At 44.2% G+C, this 21,456-nt stretch carries 27 protein-coding genes and 4 tRNA genes; 24 read left to right on the top strand and 7 right to left on the bottom strand.

The genetic code is table 11. From position 1 onward, the window contains the following. Positions 1-15 precede the first annotated feature (15 nt). From BLV90_RS01355 to BLV90_RS01330, 6 genes are all read left to right on the top strand, one after another. Positions 16-357: a competence type IV pilus major pilin ComGC gene (locus BLV90_RS01355; protein ID WP_091734969.1), complete on the top strand. Its 342-nt coding sequence runs from the start codon at positions 16-18 to the stop codon at positions 355-357. Then, a complete protein-coding gene (locus BLV90_RS01350) occupies positions 347-799 on the top strand; it encodes a GspH/FimT family pseudopilin (RefSeq protein ID WP_091734966.1) in 453 nt (150 codons plus the stop codon). Before BLV90_RS01355 ends, BLV90_RS01350 begins: the two co-directional genes overlap by 11 nt. Then, entirely contained in the window at positions 796-1,161 is a 366-nt protein-coding gene (locus tag BLV90_RS01345) for a type II secretion system protein (RefSeq protein WP_091734963.1), read from the top strand. Before BLV90_RS01350 ends, BLV90_RS01345 begins: the two co-directional genes overlap by 4 nt. Then, on the top strand, positions 1,110-1,622 hold the full coding sequence (locus BLV90_RS01340) for a pilus assembly FimT family protein (RefSeq protein WP_143034967.1): 513 nt from the start codon (positions 1,110-1,112) through the stop codon (positions 1,620-1,622). The genes BLV90_RS01345 and BLV90_RS01340 overlap by 52 nt, the downstream gene beginning before the upstream one ends. Beyond that, positions 1,619-2,011, top strand: coding sequence for a hypothetical protein (locus tag BLV90_RS01335; protein WP_091734958.1), 393 nt, complete (start codon positions 1,619-1,621; stop codon positions 2,009-2,011). The genes BLV90_RS01340 and BLV90_RS01335 overlap by 4 nt, the downstream gene beginning before the upstream one ends. A 103-nt stretch (positions 2,012-2,114) precedes the next feature. After that, positions 2,115-2,879 carry a MerR family transcriptional regulator gene (locus BLV90_RS01330; RefSeq protein WP_091734955.1) on the top strand — a complete coding sequence of 255 codons (765 nt, stop codon included), beginning with the start codon at positions 2,115-2,117 and terminating at the stop codon, positions 2,877-2,879. 45 nt (positions 2,880-2,924) lie between these two features. Here BLV90_RS01330 and BLV90_RS01325 read toward each other — a convergent pair whose 3' ends face one another. Both BLV90_RS01325 and BLV90_RS01320 read right to left on the bottom strand, forming a co-directional pair. Then, positions 2,925-3,227: an alpha/beta hydrolase family protein gene (locus tag BLV90_RS01325; RefSeq protein WP_281241991.1), complete on the bottom strand. Its 303-nt coding sequence runs from the start codon at positions 3,225-3,227 to the stop codon at positions 2,925-2,927. A gap of 177 nt (positions 3,228-3,404) precedes the next feature. Next, positions 3,405-4,208 carry a PhzF family phenazine biosynthesis protein gene (locus tag BLV90_RS01320; protein ID WP_091734952.1) on the bottom strand — a complete coding sequence of 268 codons (804 nt, stop codon included), beginning with the start codon at positions 4,206-4,208 and terminating at the stop codon, positions 3,405-3,407. Positions 4,209-4,364: 156 nt separating this feature from the next. Between BLV90_RS01320 and BLV90_RS01315 the strand changes: the two genes are divergently transcribed. The 11 genes from BLV90_RS01315 to BLV90_RS01270 all read left to right on the top strand — a co-directional run bounded on the left by BLV90_RS01315 (position 4,365) and on the right by BLV90_RS01270 (position 12,515). Continuing rightward, the gene (locus BLV90_RS01315; RefSeq protein ID WP_245726204.1) at positions 4,365-4,892 is read left to right on the top strand and encodes a shikimate kinase; all 528 of its coding nucleotides are present in this window, start codon (positions 4,365-4,367) and stop codon (positions 4,890-4,892) included. A 55-nt stretch (positions 4,893-4,947) separates the two neighbouring features. Next, positions 4,948-5,151 carry a YqzE family protein gene (locus BLV90_RS01310; RefSeq protein ID WP_091734947.1) on the top strand — a complete coding sequence of 68 codons (204 nt, stop codon included), beginning with the start codon at positions 4,948-4,950 and terminating at the stop codon, positions 5,149-5,151. After that, the gene (locus BLV90_RS16090; RefSeq protein ID WP_177167834.1) at positions 5,151-5,315 is read left to right on the top strand and encodes a hypothetical protein; all 165 of its coding nucleotides are present in this window, start codon (positions 5,151-5,153) and stop codon (positions 5,313-5,315) included. Before BLV90_RS01310 ends, BLV90_RS16090 begins: the two co-directional genes overlap by 1 nt. Before the next feature lie 14 nt (positions 5,316-5,329). After that, positions 5,330-5,581, top strand: a complete 252-nt coding sequence (locus BLV90_RS01305) for a YkuS family protein (protein ID WP_091734944.1) — start codon at positions 5,330-5,332, stop codon at positions 5,579-5,581. Between the two features lie 127 nt (positions 5,582-5,708). Continuing rightward, complete coding sequence (gene ispG, locus BLV90_RS01300; protein ID WP_091734941.1) at positions 5,709-6,815, top strand: flavodoxin-dependent (E)-4-hydroxy-3-methylbut-2-enyl-diphosphate synthase; 1,107 nt, start codon at positions 5,709-5,711, stop codon at positions 6,813-6,815. Between the two features lie 144 nt (positions 6,816-6,959). Beyond that, complete coding sequence (locus BLV90_RS01295) at positions 6,960-7,187, top strand: DUF378 domain-containing protein (RefSeq protein ID WP_091735429.1); 228 nt, start codon at positions 6,960-6,962, stop codon at positions 7,185-7,187. A 135-nt stretch (positions 7,188-7,322) separates the two neighbouring features. After that, positions 7,323-8,027, top strand: a complete 705-nt coding sequence (locus BLV90_RS01290) for a gamma-glutamyl-gamma-aminobutyrate hydrolase family protein (RefSeq protein ID WP_091734937.1) — start codon at positions 7,323-7,325, stop codon at positions 8,025-8,027. Between the two features lie 104 nt (positions 8,028-8,131). After that, positions 8,132-9,199 carry a VanW family protein gene (locus BLV90_RS01285; protein ID WP_091734936.1) on the top strand — a complete coding sequence of 356 codons (1,068 nt, stop codon included), beginning with the start codon at positions 8,132-8,134 and terminating at the stop codon, positions 9,197-9,199. Between the two features lie 294 nt (positions 9,200-9,493). After that, the gene (locus BLV90_RS16085; protein WP_218142273.1) at positions 9,494-10,504 is read left to right on the top strand and encodes a 3D domain-containing protein; all 1,011 of its coding nucleotides are present in this window, start codon (positions 9,494-9,496) and stop codon (positions 10,502-10,504) included. Positions 10,505-10,679: 175 nt separating this feature from the next. Continuing rightward, on the top strand, positions 10,680-12,164 hold the full coding sequence (locus BLV90_RS16385) for a YecA family protein (RefSeq protein ID WP_218142272.1): 1,485 nt from the start codon (positions 10,680-10,682) through the stop codon (positions 12,162-12,164). Positions 12,165-12,257: 93 nt separating this feature from the next. Continuing rightward, positions 12,258-12,515, top strand: a complete 258-nt coding sequence (locus tag BLV90_RS01270; protein ID WP_143034966.1) for a hypothetical protein — start codon at positions 12,258-12,260, stop codon at positions 12,513-12,515. A gap of 114 nt (positions 12,516-12,629) precedes the next feature. Here BLV90_RS01270 and BLV90_RS01265 read toward each other — a convergent pair whose 3' ends face one another. Together BLV90_RS01265 and BLV90_RS01260 are read right to left on the bottom strand one after the other, a co-directional pair. Continuing rightward, positions 12,630-13,076 carry a GNAT family N-acetyltransferase gene (locus BLV90_RS01265; RefSeq protein WP_091734930.1) on the bottom strand — a complete coding sequence of 149 codons (447 nt, stop codon included), beginning with the start codon at positions 13,074-13,076 and terminating at the stop codon, positions 12,630-12,632. A 31-nt stretch (positions 13,077-13,107) separates the two neighbouring features. Continuing rightward, complete coding sequence (locus tag BLV90_RS01260) at positions 13,108-13,617, bottom strand: 2'-5' RNA ligase family protein (protein WP_091734927.1); 510 nt, start codon at positions 13,615-13,617, stop codon at positions 13,108-13,110. 206 nt (positions 13,618-13,823) lie between these two features. Between BLV90_RS01260 and BLV90_RS01255 the strand changes: the two genes are divergently transcribed. The 7 genes from BLV90_RS01255 (at position 13,824) to BLV90_RS01220 (ending at position 17,607) form a co-directional block, all read left to right on the top strand. Then, a complete protein-coding gene (locus tag BLV90_RS01255) occupies positions 13,824-14,363 on the top strand; it encodes a phosphatidylglycerophosphatase A family protein (protein ID WP_091735422.1) in 540 nt (179 codons plus the stop codon). 314 nt (positions 14,364-14,677) lie between these two features. After that, on the top strand, positions 14,678-14,866 hold the full coding sequence (locus BLV90_RS01250; RefSeq protein ID WP_091734924.1) for a hypothetical protein: 189 nt from the start codon (positions 14,678-14,680) through the stop codon (positions 14,864-14,866). Positions 14,867-14,932: 66 nt separating this feature from the next. Beyond that, positions 14,933-15,008 (top strand) — tRNA-Met (locus BLV90_RS01245). A gap of 4 nt (positions 15,009-15,012) precedes the next feature. Further along, positions 15,013-15,089, top strand: a tRNA-Asp gene (locus BLV90_RS01240). Positions 15,090-15,104: 15 nt separating this feature from the next. After that, positions 15,105-15,180: transfer RNA gene (locus BLV90_RS01235), tRNA-Ile, on the top strand. Between the two features lie 16 nt (positions 15,181-15,196). After that, positions 15,197-15,271 (top strand) — tRNA-Val (locus tag BLV90_RS01230). Between the two features lie 620 nt (positions 15,272-15,891). Beyond that, on the top strand, positions 15,892-17,607 hold the full coding sequence (locus BLV90_RS01220; RefSeq protein WP_091734918.1) for an ABC transporter permease/substrate binding protein: 1,716 nt from the start codon (positions 15,892-15,894) through the stop codon (positions 17,605-17,607). Positions 17,608-17,937: 330 nt separating this feature from the next. Here BLV90_RS01220 and BLV90_RS01215 read toward each other — a convergent pair whose 3' ends face one another. From BLV90_RS01215 to BLV90_RS01205, 3 genes are all read right to left on the bottom strand, one after another. Further along, positions 17,938-19,446 (bottom strand): FG-GAP-like repeat-containing protein, encoded by a 1,509-nt coding sequence (locus tag BLV90_RS01215; RefSeq protein ID WP_091734915.1) that lies wholly within the window; start codon positions 19,444-19,446, stop codon positions 17,938-17,940. 124 nt (positions 19,447-19,570) lie between these two features. Further along, positions 19,571-20,749: an MFS transporter gene (locus tag BLV90_RS01210; RefSeq protein WP_091734912.1), complete on the bottom strand. Its 1,179-nt coding sequence runs from the start codon at positions 20,747-20,749 to the stop codon at positions 19,571-19,573. Between the two features lie 186 nt (positions 20,750-20,935). Next, on the bottom strand, positions 20,936-21,364 hold the full coding sequence (locus tag BLV90_RS01205; protein WP_091734909.1) for a DUF1885 family protein: 429 nt from the start codon (positions 21,362-21,364) through the stop codon (positions 20,936-20,938). Between the last annotated feature and the right edge of the window lie 92 nt (positions 21,365-21,456).

The raw sequence follows: 21,456 nt of genomic DNA, 5'->3' as shown, positions 1-21,456 counted from the left end.
GAAAGGAGTTAAGTGATGAAAATTAATAAGTGGTTAAAGGATGAGAGAGGATTTACGCTGATCGAAATGATTGTCGTAATTTTTGTAATCGGTGTAATTATCGCAATTGCTTTACCTAATTTGAGAGCCGCAGGTCAATCGGCCCAAGAACGGGCTTGTAATGCGAATCGAAAATTGGTTGGTGCTCAAGCGGACAATTATTATTTAGAGCTCGGGAGTTACCCATCTTCAGTGGCTAAATTAAAGGCGCGCGGTTACCTGAGAACAACCCCTACCTGCCCTGCAAAGGGGAAATATACAATCCGCTCAGGAGCGTCCGTGGAAAAGCGGGTGCATTGCAGCAAGCATGGGGATTAGGCGAGTACTGAAAGAGCAACAAGGATGGACTTTAGTAGAGCTCTCTTTAACCCTAGCGATGATTGGCCTATTAGCGATACTTGCATTGCCTGCCTTTGTGCAATGGGGGGATCGTTTGGATAGAGAGTTATTTTTAGGAGGCCTTGCGGCAGATTTGCGTTTTGCGCAAACGCAAGCACGTTTAACCGAAGAGGAGACGCTCCTTGTCCTGGATGCTTCCAAGCATCGTTATACGGTAAAGCAAGGGGATCACCTTCTCCGGAATGAAAAAATCCCCTCCCGCTTTCAACTGACGAGCAACTACCCTCGTAGCCGTGTGATCTTCCGGCGAAGTGGACAGGTGCGCGGAGGTACCTTTGTCCTGTATACCAGGGGGAAGAGAGTTGGCCGCGTTGTGGTACAAGTTGCTTCAGGTCGGCCGCGAGTAGAGGTTGACCCATGATGCGAGATGAGAGAGGTTTCACCCTCGTTGAAACAATAACTGCGATGCTCATTTTTAGTCTTCTGCTGGTGACAGCCTTACCCGTAGTGGTTGAGGCTAATCATCAACTGATCTCGGGGGCACGGCAGATGGATGCCATGGGGATGGCAGAGTCGAAGATGGAAGAGATCCAAAGGAGTACTTTGCAAGTAGATCGCAGTGGCAATGAAAACAAGAAAAAGGATGGGACAAGCTATCGGCTTCGTTGGCATACGGAGTCGATAGGTCAGAATCTATCGGGAAGTGAGGTGAAAGTAGGGTGGAAAGACAGTTGGGGAAAACGGCGCGACATTACACTAAAAAGTGTACGCTATCTACCTTAAGCCGAGATGAGAGAGGCTTCACCTATGTGGAGTTGGCGGTTGTATTAATCATTGTATCTATCCTGATTCCTGCTGTCTTTTCTGTCCAATATGGTTTGGAAAGCCAATTAAAAAAAGGATTTTATCGCCACCAACTACAGGCAGAGGCTCAGCAGTTTAATGCAGATGTGCGAGATGAGATCAGGCAGGGGATTAACTTTAGGCTTTCTGAAAAAGGGTGGCTACTCTTTGAGCTTCCCTCGGGAGAAACCGTTCGTTATAAGCAGGATAAACGGCGTTTATTGCGAGGGATCCGGTCAGACCAGGGTGAGAAATTCCAGGGAGTGACTGTTTTATTGCAGGATGCTTATTGGGTAGGTTTTGAACCGGACGATGAAGGAGTGTGGGTGGAGATCGGTTTGCAAAACTGGCACAGTGATCTGAAGATTCGTCGGTACTATCGTGGAAGGGGAGCGTTATGAAAGAAAGCTGGCAAGTAGTGCGAAATGAAAGGGGATTGGCTCTCCCGATGGTATTAGCCGTTACGATCCTTCTTTTTTTGATTCTGACGGCGGTGCTTACTCAGTTAGTGAGGGAAGGTCATGCTCGAACGGCAGAGTGGAAGATGATACGTGCCCAATATGCGGCGGAAAGTGGAATTGCCCGTATGCAGTCCCGTCTCTGTGTAGTTAAGCGGCCAAAAAAGTTACTCACCACCCAGATGAATGGTTTGCGCACGGAGACGAAAATCGACCGCTACGAGAAGAATGCTGTTCATGTAATCTCTATTGCCCATGGCAAAGGAGTAAAGCAGACCATAAAGGCAAAACTAGCAAGGGATAACTGTACAATCCAAAAATGGGGACGATAAGATTCGGTGGGTGGATGGAGACATCCGCCTTTTTTAATTAATTAAAAGGGTTTGACTTTAACGTTACGTAAGGGATTACTGTTAGCTTATGGGAGGTGAACATATGGAATATACCGTACAGAAGCTAGGCCAGCTAGCAGGTGTAAGTACGAGAACGCTGCGGTATTATGACGAGATTGACTTACTAAAGCCAGCCAAGATCAATTCCTCAGGTTATCGCATTTATGGTCAGACGGAAGTGGACCGACTACAGCAAATTCTTTTCTACCGGGAGCTCGGCATGGTGCTTGATTCAATTAAGGAAATCGTGACCGATCCATCCTTTGACCGCAGAAGGGCCTTAGCTGATCACCATGAACAGCTCTTGGAGCAACGGAGGCAATTGGATTTGTTGATCACTAACGTTCAAAAAACAATGGTTTCCACAGAAGGGAGAATAATCATGACGGACAAAGAAAAATTTGAAGGGTTTAAGCGACAGATGATCGATGAGAATGAACAAAAGTATGGAAAAGAGATTCGTGAAAAACATGGGGAGGATACCATCAATCAAGCAAACCAAAAGTTGAAAAATATGACCCAGGAAGAACACGAAGAGGTAACCCGTCTGGCCAATGAAATAACGACCACATTATCTGAGGCTTATAAAACGGGTGATCCTGCGGGTGAGCTCGCTCAAAAAGTAGCGGCTTTGCATAAAGAGTGGCTAACCTACTATTGGAACGAGTACAGCAAAGAAGCCCATGCAGGCCTGGCACAAATGTATGTAGATGACGAACGGTTTAAAGCGCACTACGATCAACAGCAAGAGGGGACGGCAGAATTTCTACGAGATGCCATCCAAATCTTTACTGGGATGCGGAAATAATGAGGAGAGGAAGCCTGCTCATAGAACAGGCTTCCTCTTTGTTGTTTATGGTTCCTGCAACAACCAGCGTTCAAAAAACGTTGCTACCTTACTATAAGCCATGACTCGATTTTCTAATTTAACCAGGCCATGACCCTCATTTTCAAAACGGAGATACTCGACGGGATGGTTTTTCTGGCGGAGAGCGGAGACGATCTGCTCTGCCTCATCTACGGGGACACGGGGGTCATTGGCTCCGTGGATGACAAAGAGGGGAGCTTTGAGCTTGTTTATATGATGGATGGGTGAGATCTGGTCAAAGAAGTCTCCATCCTCTTCAATCGTTCCATATTCGGATTCCCGTAAGATCCTCCGCGTCCCAGTGATCTTCGGTTAAATGGGAGATGAAAGGGAATGGTGATGAATAGGGAAAAGTGGCTACTAGCTACTCAGTTTATCCTTCTTCATAAGGAAGGGAAGGTGGTACAGGGGAGGGAATTGATCGCAGTGGCGGAAGATTTATTTGGCCCTTTATCAAGGAGAAACTCAAACTTCCAATGTTCCTTTCCAGATCGTCACAGCCTGACCCAATAGATGAACGCGATTATTTAGAAGTTCGACACGCAAATGCCCTCCGCGAGCAGAGGCTTGGAAAGCGCTAAACTTCTTTTTCCCTATTCGTTCAGCCCAGTAAGGGCCCAAAGCACAGTGTGCAGAGCCAGTCACAGGATCCTCAGGAATGCCATGGCCAAGAACCGGAGCAAAAAACCGAGAGACGAAATCCACGTCTTGCCGATGGTAACGGCTACTAATAATTAATCCACGTCGACCAACCAAATGGTTGATCGCTACCTCAGGTTGGAAAGCGAGGACAGCCTCCTCTGAGGTCAACTCTAAAAAGTGATCAAGTCGATTGAAACCCTGGGTTTGTATGATGTCACCATAGTGTTTTTGTAGAGCTGGATCGATGGTAGGAAGAGTGGTAATCGGCTCCTCTGGGAAATCGAGGCGGATGTGGTCACCCTCACGATGAGCAGTTAATGGCCCACTTCGGGAGTGAAAGGTGATTGGCTTTTTAGGATCTACTAACTCTTCTTCCCAGAGTACATGGGCGGAGGCTAATGTTGCATGGCCACAAAGGTCTTCTTCTTGTGAAACAGTAAACCAGCGTAATTGATAGTGATCTTCGCTTTCTTTGTATATAAATGCAGTTTCCGAGAGGTTCATCTCGATAGCGATGTGTTGCATCCACTTGTCGTCTTGGGGAGAAGAGAGGATACAGACGGCAGCGGGATTTCCCGCAAAGGGTCGGTTAGTGAAGGCATTTACCTGTATAATGGGGGACTTCATTCTATCTGCTCCTTTACTGAATACTTAGTAAGATTGTATAGGACTTCTCTTTACATAACAATGTAAGAAACCATTTATTAAGTGAAGTTTCACGGGTCTATCCATCGCCTTTTCCCATGTTATAATGACCGAAACAATTGCCGATGGAGGATGATTATGCAGGACAAAAGACACCTCGTCTTAATAGGGTTTATGGGTACAGGAAAAAGTCTCATCGGCCGATTGCTCGGAGAACGATCACACTTGATGGTGACAGATACAGATCATGAGGTGGAGCGGGAGGCTGGAATGACGATCCCAGAAATCTTCCAACAGGAGGGGGAAAAGGGGTTTCGTCTCAGAGAACAACGGGTTCTTGAACAACTTCTAAAAAGACCCCCTCAGATTATTACTACAGGTGGTGGGATTGTCCTAAATCACGAAAATGTACGTCTATTGAAAGAAAAGGGATGGGTGGTTGCACTGGATGCTTCTGAGGAGGAATTGATCCGACGCCTATCTTGGGACCGTTCCCGTCCACTTCTTACAGGGAATGTCACAGAAAAGGTCCAGCGATTAAAAAAAGAGCGGCAAGGATTTTACGACTTTGCTCATTTTAAGCAAGATACGACCCATAGCTCTCCTCAAAAAACAGCGGAGAGAATTTGGCAGGAGTGGAAAGCTCTTTCCCCTCCTCAAAAATGATGAACAGGATTGAAAGGATCACCCCCTGGATAAGATAGGATCAGGGGGTGATTGTATGTCTTCCCAGGAGTATATTAAATTCTTAACTCAACGGATGGTCCGCTATATGGATACACCAAAAATCGAACGACGAGAAGCAAGGCGAGAACGTCGGGAAAAACAGCCCTCCTGGTCAACTCGTTGGTTTGGCATGATCCCTTTTGGCGTATCGATGTACGCACGGAAACAAAAAAAACGATTGACGAGAGGCGATTCGTGATGGGGCAAAAAAAAGATGCATTCAAATTAGCCAACTTACAACGTGAGACAGCTGCTCTACATGAAATCGCTAAAACAGAAGAACAACTAAAGCAGCTCCTGGAGGCCAATGTTGCCTTAGTGGCTTATGTGAAGGATCAGGATGATTCGTGGAATACCGATTAAAGGGGTGAATAACCATGGGTAATCAACGACAACGAGTTGCAGTAGAAGAGGGACTAAGTAATGTAAGAGAATATCTTACGAACCAAGGATATGAAGTAGTTTCTATGTCCGATGAGGGTGGTTGTTCTTGCAGTGTGATTACAGGTGAGGACAAAAACGTTATGGGAATGCAGGATACGTCAACGGATATGTCAGTGATCAATGCGGATGGAATGACCCCTGAAGAGGTTTATCAGGCAGTGCAAGCACGTATCGATCTAAGGTAACGATAATCCGTTGAATGTGAGCATTTTATGTAGAAAAGGTGCCGAGGCCAGAATGGCTCCTTTTTTTTCGGGCGCAAAATGGTATAATGGTCGGAGTGTAGTCACGAGTTAAAAGGAGCGATACACCATGTATCATCGCACTCAGACCCGTCCGGTCAAAGTAGGCGATATCCAAATTGGCGGTAATGATCAGGTCGTTATTCAAAGTATGACGATGAGCAAAACCCATGATGTAAAAGCGACAGTGGAAGAGATAAATCGTCTTACCGAAGCGGGTTGCCAAATTGTTCGTGTAGCTTGCCCAGATATGCGTGCAGCGGAAGCGATCCCGCTTATCAAAAAAGAAATTACTGTCCCCTTGGTAGCCGACATTCACTTTGATTATCGATTGGCATTGAAAGCCATCGAAGGTGGAATTGATAAGATTCGTATTAATCCAGGGAATATCGGTCGTCGTGAAAAAGTGGAACAAGTCGTAAAAGCAGCAAAAGAACGTGGAATTCCCATGCGAATCGGTGTCAATGCAGGTTCCTTGGAGAAGCGTATTTTAGAAAAATACGGATATCCGACAGCGGAAGGTATGGTTGAAAGTGCCTTGTACCACATCGGTATCCTAGAAGATCTTGATTTCCATGACATCATTGTTTCCTTGAAAGCGTCTGATGTTCATCTTGCGACTGAAGCGTATAAGAAGGCTGCGGAACAGATTCAATATCCCTTACACTTAGGCATTACCGAATCAGGGACACTCTTCTCTGGTACAGTGAAAAGTGCTGCTGGTATGGGAGCTATCCTCTCTCATGGTATCGGTTCTACCATGCGCATAAGTTTAAGTGCGGACCCTGTAGAAGAGGTGAAAGTGGCACGTGAGCTTCTCAAGTCCTTTGGACTTGCAGCCAATGCTGCTACACTGATCTCCTGTCCTACCTGTGGCCGGATCGAGATTGATTTGATCAAGATCGCTAATGAGGTGGAGGAGTACATCTCTCAAATTAAAGCACCCATTAAAGTTTCTGTACTGGGTTGTGCAGTAAACGGTCCTGGGGAAGCAAAGGAAGCGGACATTGGGATTGCTGGTGCACGTGGTGAAGGTCTTCTTTTCCGCCATGGAGAAATCATCCGTAAGGTTCCTGAGGAGACTATGGTTGATGAATTAAAGAAAGAGATCGATAAATTAGCTGAAGAATATCGTCTAAAGCAAGAGAAGGAAAAAAAAGAAGCCCAGACATCCTAATCCATGATGATTCCTCCTCAGAAAGGTAGTCCAGACCCGTCCCGACGGGTCTTTTTTCATGGCCATAAAAATTTCGTATTTATGGATAAGGGGCAGAATGAATTGACATACTATGATCGAGCTATCATAAAGGAGGGGTTAACCATGAGCGCTTTATCTCGTATTAGCATGATCTTAGTGATTATCGGAGCGCTAAATTGGCTGTTGGTCGGTCTGTTCCAGTGGGACTTAATATCAGCCATATTTGGTGGGGATGCGATTCACGAATCCTCCGGGTTCAGTCGCGTAATCTATGCCATCGTTGGTCTGGCTGGCATCTATTCCATCAAATTCTTGTTTGACACACGTACTCCAGCAGATGCAGATATGTAATCTCGCCATTCGTGACAAGGGGCGCCAGGCTTAACCGCGCGGCAAGGTTGAGTTGTGGCGTTTTTATTTTGTTGGCATTGATAGGGTCACATATCCCCTATAGCCCTCTATATTTAGAGAGAGGGGGGATAGCAGGTGCGTCCATGGATTGGTTTAACGGTTTCTCAGGAAAATGGGATGTGTTCTTGTCGACGAGATTACAGTGAAGCGATTTTAGGCGGCGGAGGTCTTCCTTTGATGCTTCCACCTACAAATGATGAGAGCATTATAAGGCAATTGGTAACCCAATTGGATGGGCTCCTTCTGACAGGTGGGAAGGATATCGATCCTTCCTTGTTTGGTGAGGAGCCTCTTCCTGGTTTAGGGGTGATCGAGCCTGAACGGGATCAGATGGAAATCCTTCTCTCGCAAGAAATGATCAGAAAAAAGAAACCGATCCTAGCCATTTGTCGAGGGTGTCAACTGTTATCCGTAACCCTTGGTGGATCGATGTATCAGGATCTGCCATCACAACGGGAGAATCTCCTTCAGCATGCGCAACGTGCTCCGCGAAATCATCCTTCCCATGGAATCGATATACTTGAAGGTAGCCTTTTGCACAGAATAACCGGACAACGAAAAATCCGTGTCAATAGCTTTCATCATCAAGCTGTCCGGCAAGTATCGCTGGATTGTCAGGTATGTGCAACCTCCTCTGATGGTGTGATTGAAGCTTACGAGGGGAAAAAATCCCCTTTTCTACTCGCTTTACAATGGCACCCTGAGGGCATGGTAAAGGAGGACCCTATTTCTGAGGTTATTTTTGCTGCTTTTATCCAAGCTTGCCTCAAGCATGAGTAGTCTATGATGATCATAAACTTCGGGATTATGAGGTTGTATGATCTTACCAATAGAGTTTTCCCCTCTTTTACGAAGACTACAGGGTAGAAGAGGGGGAAGATGAGATGAACGGAAACAGAATATGGTTATGGGTACTCACCTTGGCAATGGTATGTGGGTGTAGCTCTGGGATAGTGAGAGACCCTGTTGCCAAACAAATAGAGAAACCTGATCCAGGGCAAAAAAATTTGAAGAGAGTCCATACTCCCGTTTGGTTGGGAATCACTGATGGATCGAAGGTATGGCGAGTGGATCTGACGCAAATGGGTTATGATGGAGTTGACCCTACGAGTGTAGACCGAAAGGCCTTTCATCGATGGTTAACTCAAGTGGGGCAGGAGTTCGATCGTGCTCCTCGTAATGCGCGGCTTGAAAACGAACGGATTATCCCTCATGCAAATGGACGCAAATTAAATCGTGTGGTGATCGAACAGTGGTTAGATCAAATTCATGAACACGTTGATCAAACGCGTCAAGCTCCCATGCAGCTTTGGCGACCGCGTATCACCACAGCGATGCTAACATCTATTCGAGAAAAAAGGCTATCCTCCTACACCACCCGTTATAATACCTATCACTGGAATCGTTCCCATAATATCGATTTATCTGTGCGTGCGATCCATAATCAGGTGATTCCAAGGGGTGGTTCCTTCTCCTTTAATCAGATAGTGGGTGTTCGTAGTACCGCGCGAGGCTATCGGCCTGCTCCAATTATTGTGCGTGGAGAATACACCGAAGGAATTGGTGGAGGGATTTGCCAAACATCGTCTACGCTCTATAATAGCGTTGACCGGGCAGGGCTTCGCATTTTACAACGAAGTAGTCACAGTAAGTATGTGACTTATGTACCTAAGGGTCGAGATGCCACTGTGGCATGGGGGGGACCTGATTTCCGTTTTCAAAATCAGTTAAATCGACCAGTGCTCATTCAAGCGAAGGCTGTCAAAGGTTGGTTGAATATATCCATCTACGGAGCGGCGGATACAATCTTTTCGCCACGATATACGCCAGATCCCCCTAAGAAAGAACCACAAACACAGGAAGATCTTACTCCAACTGAAAAACAGCCCCTCGATAACACAGGGCGTCAATATGAAAACCCTCCTTTGCCGCAAACAGGTAATGGACAATAATCTATGGGCGGACTGGAGTATCCGATTCCGCCCATTTTCTATGTTTAAGGAATGATTCATACGTAGGTATCATAAGGTGGTCTAATATATAGTGGCTTTATGGGGGAAGGAGGTAATCATATACAATAGAATTACCCATGTATCATTGACGATTGAACTATGTATTGGTTAGCCTGCGTTGACATTTTTTTGGTGATCCGTTTTAATTTGAGAAATTTTTCATAGATCATTCTTGACCACTCTGTTATAATAATAACGTCTCTTTGGCTAGTCGGATAACGAAGGAGGAATTGGATGAAAAAAACCCTGATGATCGTGGTAGGGGTTGTCGCCATCCTACTCTTATCGGGTACCGCAGTCGGTTATGCGATGATGAAGAAGGAAGTAACGATTTCGTTCAGCGATAAAGAGAAAAAAATTCGCACGTCAGTTCTGAACGGTACCCTGTCAGACGCACTTGAGAATGAAGGTTACGATGCTGCAAAATTGAAAAAGCAGTATCAACCCAGCAAGAAATGGGACAGCCCTATCGAGAAGGATGATACGAATATCCAACTCGCTTGCAATTGTTCTGTCAACCTGAAGGTGGGTAGCAAGAAGAATGAAGGGCTTCAAACGACTCAGCCTACAGTTGGTAAACTTCTCAAAGAGCAGAAGGTCGATCTCGATAATAATGACCAAATGAATGCCGCTCTTGATCAGAAGATTACCAATGATCTGGCTATTGTCATCGATAAGATTGAAAAGCGTGTGCAGAAAAAAGTAGAGGCTGTTTCCTTTGATGTGAAGAAAAAGAAGGATGAAGATATCCCAAAAGGTGAGAAGAAAGTCACTAAAAAAGGGAAAAAAGGAAAGTCCATTTATCAAGTAACTGCCATTTATAAAAATGGGAAAGCGATGGTTACGGATAAAAAACTCGTAGATAAAGTGAACCCTGTCACAGAGCTAGTGACAGTTGGCTCAGGCGATCAAACTGCTGACAATGGAGCAGGAGGGGGCGAGGTCGCTTCTGGATCCAGGATCGCTGGTTTGAAATATGAACGATCAATGGCCGCAGAGACAACGGGATACACAGCCTCAGGAAACAGAACTGCCACGGGAACCGTTCCTCATCGGGGGACTGTTGCGGTAGATCCGGATGTAATCCCTCTCGGGACAAAGCTATATATTCCTGGTTATGGAAAGGCTGTCGCTGAAGATACAGGTGGTGCCGTTAACGGTAATATCATTGATCTTTTCTTCAGTTCAGAGAAGGAAGCGATTCAATGGGGACGACGTAATGTAAAAGCCTATATCCTCAAATAGCGACAAAAAATGAGCAACCTTACGGGTCTTTACACCGCAGGGTTGCTCATTTTATTATGAATAAAAGACCAAGTACAGTGGTAAATCCATCTGACTTTTCCAATTTTTTTTGAAAAACTCGGCAGACTTCATATATACTACAGAAAAGGATAACTCTTCGACGGGATGTGTCTCTATGGCTGGACGCAATGATCCGTGTCCCTGCGGAAGCGGCAAAAAGTACAAAAGATGCTGCGAACGAGTAGTCGCGATTCAGTCGGCTGAAAAGCTTCGTGAAAAACGGGAGTTACAAGGGAAAACTGAGTTACTTGGTGAGTTGGATCGTTGGTTTGAAGTGAGTCTTTTTAGGGAAGTTGAGTGGCAGTGGACTCGAACATTTAAAGAAGATCTTCAATTGGAAGTGACTCAACCACTTCCAGCGGATTATACTTTTACTTTTCGCTTTTGGATGTTATTCGACGCTTTTTATATGGATGGACGAAGAGTTGTCGAAATATGGAAAGATTCCCTGGAACATAAGTCAGAAGTTCATCGACAAGCCGAAGAAATGTGTAATATCCGTCTGGATGGTTATGAAGTTCGCGAAGTAAATGGGGAGAGTATTAGCCTCTGCTCATTTTCAGACGACCAATTGTACCGTGTTCATCTCGCTGAACCGGTGCGACCGGGGATGCTTATGTTTGCTCGCCTCTGCCGCCTAGGAAATCGCCATGAGCTCTTTGGCCCTTACACATCTTTCGGGGACGAGATGAGAGGGGAGATGGATGTGTACTTAAAGAATGAGGCACAGAAAAGTGGAGGACTAAATCGAGAATTTTTACAAAAAAACAGTTTGCAGGTCGTTGGTGGACTGATGCAACGTGCACGGGAGATGGATCAGTTAAAAAAGGTTATTCCTGCCGCACCGATCATCGATGAAACTGTTCCAGTCATACAAGAGGAAGAACCTAGGACTTTAGAGCAAGAGCCAATTCCAGAGAATCACTTACCACAAGGGACCCTAGTGTCAGAAGAAGATCGGGTCGTTCCTGATGTAGTGAATCAACAAATGGGTCAGTTTGAATTAAAATTCGTTAGTAAATTTCAGGAAAAGACTCGTGAATATTATGGTAAGTCCCTTATTTTACTGAAAGAATATATTGCGACTCACTTTGGTCGAACCTTTACCTGGATAGAATTAACTGAAGAAAGTCTTGCCCATTTTTTTGGTGTTTGGTATGTGGAGCGAAAAGGAGCCGGTTCAATTCGTTCTAAGATCCTCCTCAATACATTAAAAGGTTTATTTAAATGGTTGCAAGATGAGGCTATCTGTGATGTTTACACTGCCTTCGCCAAGGTTTACCGTTCTTTGATCCGTAGTTTGCCGCTTGCTTTAGAAGCCCGTCGGTGGTTAAAAGAAAATGGTGTATTAAAAGGGGAAGATACCTATACTCCATTGGAGGGCATATACAGGGTATCCATATCCTCAGGAGGAGCAACATTGGATATGGGAGAGCGATGGGTACCCGTACAAATGAACCTACGCGGTCTTCCGCCGACATGGATGGAGAACTGGTTCTGGGTGAAAGGCCCAGTTATAATGAAGAAGAACGAAAGCTATTTTACTGATATTGAAACCGTATATCCCTGTCTGGATGTTCCACAGTTAGAAACTGTGTAATATAAAGGTTTTTATCAGTCCCCCAGGATGTGACCCTGGGGGACTGATCTGTTTGGTTTCGCGACAGAAGAAGCCAGTTTCAGGTAGACATAAATGAAGGTAGCAGTGCAAATGATAAAGGGGCACTCAACGCAAGCATTAAAGGGGGCGTCTGCTTTGTTTGGATTTGGTAAATGGAAGAAAACCAAACAACAACGTAGTCAATCGAATGACGACCGTAAACTTCAAGAAATGATGAACGAAGTGTCCGGTGAGTTGGGCATCGATAAAGATGGCCGCTCTGCTCAAGGCGACTCGACGGAGTTAGGAAAGCGGCTCACGGAAGAAGTTCGGAAACGCAACCGAAAGTAAGTTGAGTGTACAGCACCCTATAGCACCTCCATTGTTGGAGGTGCTATTTAAAATAACTCTTAAATGATTGAATATTTTATTATTTACCCCCGAAAAAGTGTAGTGATTCTTTCTCTACACTTTTTCGGAGGTAAGGGATTTCCCCATGGTGATATGTTCAATCCCTGCATCCATATAGGGGCTCCCTACTTCCTGATAACCAAGTTTGGTGTAAAAGGGTAAAGCATTTGTTTGAGCAGATAATTTGATTTGAAGTGCTCCCTGCTGGTGAGCATAGTCTTCAACAGCTTGCATCAAAGCTACACCAATGCGTGCTCCGCGATATTGGGAAAGGACAGCGACTCGTTCCACTTTACCGAGTTCCTTGGACAGCCAGCGAAAGCGTAATGTGCCAGCAGGATATCCATTCATTCTTGCAATGAAATGGGTAGATTGCTCCTCATGTTCGTCGGTTTCTAGGGCTAATGGAACCCCTTGTTCACCAACAAAGACCGTTTTTCGGATAGATAAAGCTTCGTTTTGGGCCGTCTTATCTGTAATGATGGATATCTCGATGGACATGGGGAATGTCATCCTTTCAAAAAAAGGGGCGTTAGCCCCTTAATAAAAATGTTTGATAGATGGTCCAAGAACCGTTGTCTAGTTGGTAGAGAAGGTGAAAGCGATCGATTCGAGTTTTTAGTTGAACATTCACCATCCGTAGACGTCCATAGATATCGTGCATTTCATCTGCAGGCAGTTTCTGGCCAATGGTGATATGAGGAATGAATTGATAAGAACTTTCATGAAACAGTTCTCCTGAATTCACTTGCTCATGAAGGCTATAAATATCCTCACTTTCTTGAACGGCAAGATATAAGACATTTGTAGTTGGATGGAAAGTGCTTACCTTATGCAAAAGTATCTCAAAGGGAGCCGTTTCACGAGAGATTTGCTCCAAATGATTTGTTGCTTCATTCAAGTGATTTTCATCAAAATCGTAAGCTTCTTTTAGTGTGATATGGGGCGGAATTAAAGCATAGTGAGGATCATACCGCTTACGATAGGAGTTGGCGATATCTTGAATTTTTTTCTCGGGAAATATGACTACACCATATTTCATACTTTTTCCCTCCTTGGGATGCTAATGTATGGGAAATAAAACCAAAACAATGTCAGGGTGGTCCTCCTATTATACCTACTAACGGTTATGTATGAAAGCGATCTACTGGATTCCTGGAATGTGTTGAGCGGCTAGTTGGATATGGGAGGGTGTTCATGTTAAAATCGAAATTAGGCTCTGTAGGGAGTCCTGAAGGAGGAGAAACCATGAAAAGACGAGTGCACAGTGAAGAAGTCAAGGAAGCAGCTCTAGAACGACTCAGTGTACGAGGTGTCACTATCGAAGGTATTGCGGAGATTGTTTTCCGCATGCAAGCTCCCTACAGTAAAGATCTCATGATGGATCATTGTGTAGAGAGCGTGAATGCTGTTCTTGGCAAGCGAGAAATTCAACATGCGATCTTAGTTGGTGTTGAGTTAGATATGCTTGCAGAACAAAGGAAACTTTCAGAGCCACTGCAATCCATTATTGAATCAGATGAAGGACTATTTGGTTGCGATGAAACCCTGGCATTAGGTTCTGTGTTTGGCTATGGAAGCATAGCGGTAACCACTTTTGGTTACTTAGATAAAAATAAGATTGGTATCATTAAAAAATTAGATACCAAACAAGATGGTCCTGTTCATACCTTCCTGGACGATTTGGTAGCTAGTATTGCAGCTTCTGCATCTAGCCGTCTAGCTCATCGGATTCGTGATGAAGAGGAAGCAAGAGAGCGAGAACTTACTAATCAACATGCTGGATAATAAAGAAGGAGCCCGTGCCTAAGAGGTACGGGCTCTTTTTAATAAAAAAACCGGACCCAAGGGGTCCGGCGAAAGAGGAGGGAACATCTGTCCGATGGAGGTCAGATGATAAAGTAACAACGGATCCGGTTGTTGATATAGTGTATGTGAATTTAGTAGTACTGCAACGGCGGGCATAAAAATGGCCCCTTGACTGATGGGATGAAACTACCATAAACAGCAAAGAATAAATGCACTACTACAGGAATGTTTACATGGTCTCTTCTGTCTTTCACGCTGGTGAGACATAGGGGGCATGATAAGGGGGAACCTCTATGTCTAACTGGATTTACTGGGCTAAGCTATATAGCTCTCGTTTTCAAGCACGTTGTTTAGCAACCCGGATGCAGGAAGACTGGTGGGTATATGGTTATGAAAGTCCAGAGGAAGTGGAAGTTTTTCGATCTCCACGGGGCCGTTATGGAGTTCGTTATATTTGGAATCAAAATAAGAAAAAAATTTAAAAACCCTTGCATTGCTTCTCAAAATCCTGTATAGTTGAACTTGTCGCTGATACGCGGATACACTATCGCGGGGTGGAGCAGTTGGTAGCTCGTCGGGCTCATAACCCGAAGGTCACAGGTTCGAGTCCTGTCCCCGCAACCAATATGGAGCTGTGGTGAAGTTGGAGTTCACGCCGGCCTGTCACGCCGGAGGTCGCGGGTTCGAGCCCCGTCAGCTCCGCCAGTTTTTTTTTATCAAGGGCCTATAGCTCAGTCGGTAGAGCAGTCGGCTCATAACCGATCGGTCACAGGTTCGAGTCCTGTTGGGCCCACCATTTTTGCTACATTTATGGGCGGTTAGCTCAGGGGGAGAGCGCTACCTTGACACGGTAGAGGTCGCTGGTTCGATCCCAGTACCACCCACCAGAAGCGGTATAATAAAGTTTTTCGCACTTTTGCAAGATAGTAGTCACAGTGAGATACGATTTGCAAAATAATGACCACTACTCTACAATTTATCGAGGAGTGGTTTTTTATGTTGTTAATCGGAAAATACGGTTCGTGCTTACAGTCTAACCTTGCTGGTATTACAGGAATTTTGTGCAGAGCGGTTGAATAATTGATGTGAGCGATGTAACATCGCAAACTGTGTGTTCGTTTCTTATGTATTATCAGCGTGAAAGAAAATAGATTATATAACCGCTGATCTTAGCAAGTCTGACCATATATTAGAATCGTTGTTGCTTTTAATATTCACCTGATCGATTCATCGGTATTAGGTGATGAAATGGTTGATAAAAAGAGAAAATGGGATAGCAACAACCAATCAGTATTCTTGATGTACTACCACTTCGTCCTCATGATCAACTATCGAAAGAAAGTACGGGATGATCCTATTTCCCGTCGTGCAAGGGGTATCCGAATTCAGAATTATCACGGTTTATCAATGCTTACAAAAGTGCTTTTTCCCGCTTAAATAATTAAAGTTTGCACAAGAGCTAGAGGTTCCATCATCGCTGTGCTTGCCTAAATGGAGTGAATGAACAATGTATCTTACTAAAATACCTTTAAATAACTGGGTCGATATGGCTGTCGAATGGCTACAAACAAACTTAAAGCCATTGTTCGCACTGATTACAGGGATTATTGAACCAACGGTTCAGTTCTTTCAGACTATATTTGATACGGCTCCACCTTTGGTGGTGGCCTTAGTGATTGCCTTCCTAGCCTTTTTAGCCAGTCGGCTCTCGATTGCACTCTTTACCTTTTTAGGGTTGTTATTGATTGATAATCTTGGGTATTGGAGCGAAAGCGCTGAATCTATAGCCCTTGTCTTGACGGCCACGATTATATCTATCGTGATCGGTATCCCGATGGGAATCTGGTCTGCTCGCAGTCAGCGTGTGCAGAACGTTTTAAATCCAATATTGGACTTCATGCAGACGATGCCAGCCTTTGTCTATCTGATTCCCGCTGTTTTCTTCTTCTCTCTAGGGTCCGTTCCGGGGGTCATTGCATCCGTCATTTTCTCGATGCCACCAACTATCCGGCTTACTAATCTTGGGATCCGTCAGGTAGCAGAGGATTTGATTGAAGCGGCAGATGCTTTTGGTTCTTCGCCAAGACAAAAACTGATCAAAGTACAGCTTCCTCTGGCTCGCCCGACGATTCTTGCGGGGATTAACCAGACGATTATGCTCTCATTATCCATGGTAGTCATCTCTTCTATGATTGGAGCAGGTGGTCTTGGGGCGATTGTTCTTCAATCGATCAGTCGTCTGGAAGTAGGGAAAGGGTTTGAAGGGGGAGTGGCGATTGTAATCATTGCCATCATCCTTGACCGTATAACACAAAATATGGGCAAGCAAAAATCAGCTACTCGTGTTAGTCAAAACCAAAACTTCCTTGGTCGATGGGGTAAGCCCATCACTGCACTGGTAGCTGTTGCGGTTCTCATTATCTTTGGCTTATACAAGCAGGCTGTACCAGGGGGTGGTGGTAAGAAAATCACCATTGCCTCTGGGAACTGGGAATCGGAAGTAGCTAGTAGCAGTGTAATTAAAAAGGTATTAGAAAACCAAGGATACAAAGTGGAACTGAAACTAGTAGATGCTGGGCCCATGTGGTCTGGGGTTGCTTCAGGAAATGCGGATGTTATGTTTGCTTGGCTACCTCTTACTGGTAAGGCTTATTACGATCGCTACAAAAATCAAGTGGATAATCTAGGTCCTAATCTGAAAGGTGCTCACATTGGGTTAGTTGTGCCGCAGTACGTAAAAGCAAATACGATCGATGATTTAAAGAAAGATAAAAGCCAGTTTGATAATGAAATCATCGGGATTGATTCAGGTGCTGGTGTGATGCAGGCTACAGAAAGGGCGCTTAAAAGCTATGATTTAGGTATGAAGTTAGTTGAGGGATCCGATGCGGCGATGACAGCATCACTTAAAAAAGCGATTAACGCGAAAAAGCCCATCGTTGTGACAGGTTGGGTTCCTCATTGGAAATTCATACAATACAAACTGAAATTCCTTAAGGATCCGAAGAAGGTATATGGTGGGACGGAACATATCAATACCATGGTCAGCAAAGATTTAAAAGGAAGGAATCCAAAGGCGTATAAAATCCTCGATCAATTCTACTGGACCGTGAATAATATGCAACAAGTGATGCTAAAGATCCACAAGGGTGAGGAGCCTGAGCAGGCAGCCGCCGAGTGGGTAAAAGAGAATCCAGAAACAGTGAAGAAATGGACAAAATAATTTTTGGCGGCGATAATGAGCAGGTTATCAAAGAGGGATTGAAGAAGAGGTGTCTCCAATGATACAGTACGGCACATCCAAAACTTAAGAAGAGACTAACAGAAAGACGTTTATAATGAACGTCTTTTTCTATGATAAAAATGAAAGATTTCGATAACCAAAACTAGCATCCTAATACGTGGTAATTATTGGATTAGCAGAACAGTAGCAAAGGTGACAGACAGTGATCCCAGACAAACTTATGCATTGAAGCAAACAGTTTTCGAAGAGTAGGATAAGTTGAACTAGAGTGGCCCATCGAGGATTGAAAATCAGAAGGAAACTTAACTCTTACTCCTCCTCAAAAGGGAAGACGGTAATCGTAAAAAATCCGGTGGCGGAGTTGCCGTTCGTATCCGTGGCCACACAGGTGACAATCGTGGCTCCCACTGGGAAAAAGGAACCTGAGGGAGGGTTGCAAGCAGTTGTGATCACACCCGGGCAATTATCGGTGACCGTGGGATCGGGATAAGTCACGATCGTTCCTATGGAATTATTCGCCTCAACATCAATATCTCTAAGGTTTGTAAAAACAGGCGGTTCGGTATCATTAACCGTGACCGTAAAGGTACACACTTCTGTATTCGCTGGATTTAGGTTACTGGCTGCGGTACAAGTGACTAGGGTTGGGTTACCCACCGCGACGGTATCTGGATCGCAGGAAGTGGCAACATTGACGCATTGTTCCGATGGGAAGGGGACGGTTGCTGCGCAGATTCCAGGATCATTGGGTAGTACCTGATCCGAGCAAGTAAAAGGACGGACACAGTCGTCGAGCAAGACGGAGACATTGTCACTAAATGTATTTGCGATAGCTAAGTCGGGTGCCCCATCATTGTTCAAATCGGCGCTATTGATCCCGAGTGGAAAGGCTCCGGTGGCAAAGGTGGTTTGAGGACCAAAGGTCCCATCTCCATTACCTAAGAGCACAGAGACAGTGTCGTCACCACTATTGGTAACGGCTAGATCCAGAATCCCATCACAGTTAAAGTCTGTACTTATCACGGCAAATGGCCCAGCTCCGGTGGCAAAGGTAGCTTGAGGATCAAAGGTTCCGTCACCATTTCCTAGCAAGACGGAGATGGTGTTATCTATTAGACTGGGGGTAGCGAGATCGATAAACCCGTCATTATTAAAATCCGCGCTAGTGATCCCTTGTGGAATAGTTCCGGTGGCAAAGGTGGTTTGAGGATCAAAGGTACCATCTCCATTGCCTAGAAAGATGGAGACGGAGTCATTTCCTGGATTAGTGACAGCCAGGTCTATATTGCCATCATTATTAAAATCCGCGCTAGTGACCCCTTCTGGAAAGCTTCCGGTGGCAAAGGTGGTTTGAGGATCAAAGGTCCCATCTCCATTGCCTAAGAGCACAGAGATCGTGTCACCTAGAAGATTGGTGATAGCGAGATCGATATTGCCGTCCTCATTAAAATCTGCACTGGTGAGCTCTACTGGATTACTACCGGTGGCAAAAGTGGTTTGAGGACCAAAGCCTCCAGTGCCGTTTCCTAGCAAGATGGATACAGTGTCATCTGCTTGATTAACGACAGCGAGATCGATAATCCCATTATTATTAAAATCCGCGCTAATGATCCCGTTTGGAAAGGTTCCGGTGGCAAAGGTGGTTTGAGTACCAAAGGTCCCATCTCCAATGCCTAAGAACACAGAGACAGTGCCATCTGTAAAATTGGTGACAGCGAGATCGATATTCCCATCATTGTTAAAATCAGCACTGGTGACGAAGGCTGGAACAACCCCCGTTGTAAGGGGGGCAGAAGACGCAAAAGCGGGACAAACCATGGATATTCCTCCTTTTGAACCTCGTTGCTGTAGTATGCCTATGCTTCGATATGGTAAATGGTTAACCGTTTAGAGGTCAGTGTACTTCATATGGATGTCATAAGAAGAAATGGATTATATCCGTTTATGGAGTAGGCTTTTTATCCATTTGGATTTGAGAAATTCGGGCGGATAGGAACGTGTAAATTAGAAATGCACATACCAATATTAATGTGGAAGAAAGGAACATTGGGCTATAACCAATCAATTGAGCTACTAAGCCTAACACATATGATCCTGAAATAATGCCTAAATCATTACTTAACATATAAGTTGCTATGGCAGAGCCTCTATTTTTTGCTGGCACTTGCTTTACTATCATAGAAACAATAGTAGGTTGTATTAACCCTACAGAACACCCCATACATAATGCTGTTAATATCACAAGGATTAGGGAGCTGGACTGGCTCAGAAAGCATAAGCCAATTATTCCTAATAGTAGGCCAGAGTAGATAGAAATATTTGGACCAGCTTTATCAGAGAGCTTTCCTGTTAGGGGTCTGATAATAAAAATGACTCCGGCATATATAGCATAGTAATAGGAGGCAAACTCAATGTGGCCAAATTTATGATACATTAACGGCAAAAAAACCATTATACCGCCTGATACACAAGTATATAAAGCTGAAATAATGGAGTAACTAAGTACCTTAGTCTCAATAAAATTGCGTTTTTTCCTCTGTTTCTGACTTATGTCCCTTTTCTTTGTTTCCGTGAATGAACCTAATAAAATACTAAAAAGAGAAAAAATAATGCATACTAAAAAAATAATATGAAAGTTAAAAAGTTGCATTAGTGAGATTCCTAAAAATGGCCCAATAGCTAAGGCTATGCTAGTAAAGCTTCCTAAAAACCCTGTTCCTTCAGCACGCCTTTTATCTGGTAATAAATCCTGGGCTATAGTACTACCTGCGGTTGTGGCTAACCCAACCCCTAACCCCTGGATACACCTTGCAACAAGAAGAAGAGTTAAACCGGGAATACTAAATAAAAATAAAACAGCAGTAAAAAACAACACTCTGCCTATGAGAAAAACTATTTTCTTTTCAATACGATCAAGTAAATAACCTGAAATTAAACGAGATATAATCTGAAATGTTGTAAAACAAGCAAAGACTATCCCAACAGTTTTCGCGTTATCTTGAAGTACATCAGTTACATAAATAGGAATTATCGGATTGAGCATGTAAAAGCTCATAAATAGAAAGAAATTGCTAAGAGCCAGTATGATAAATTCTTTTGTCCATAATCGTTGATCACTCACTATAAAATACCTCCTTAAAATAAGTATCTGTTCAGCTTTTAAATATAATATAAATGTATTAAATCGTTTACTTAAACAATAATAAAGTGATTTGGCTGGTGCTACAATGCCGAATTGGACGTAAAGAATCCATTGCTGTTTAGAAATGAAAAAACCGGCAAATGCCGGTGGGGAGATGAGATATTATCATAATTTGCGTGGGTTAAAGTACATTATACGGCCATTTAACAGATGAAGCTCTGCTTGGAAACGGCGTGCTAAGTAGCGGGAGAATTCATTGGCTTTGGAGGTATCTCCATGGGTCGCTCCTTGGGGGACGACCAATTGAATACAGTTAGAAACAGCAGAAGATGAAGAAGGGTCTGATCTGACACCAATAATGAGATATTTGTAGAGCCGAGGGTCATTCCCTTTAAGTAAAAGGTATGGAGTGCCTTCTTGCACTTGCTCTTCTACCGTGTAAGGGAAGGCATTTTCGGCATAACCCCAATCGAGCTGCTCCCCTGTTAATTGGGTCATATGGATAAAATGATCCAAAGCTTGCTTGACGTCGTCTAGGGTAAGTTCTTGCTGGGTGGAACCGTTCACCATTTTAATATAAGCATTCTTGCCCACTCCGTCGCTCACCTCAGTTTTTGAGAATTCATCGGAACCTATTCCTGTATATTTTAGCACGGAAAAGGAAGACGTTCATAGGATATTTAAGT

The sequence above is a fragment of the Marininema mesophilum genome, from assembly GCF_900106775.1.
Taxonomy (GTDB): Bacteria; Bacillota; Bacilli; order Thermoactinomycetales; family DSM-45169; genus Marininema; species Marininema mesophilum.
This window is presented reverse-complemented; position numbering and strand designations above follow the sequence as displayed.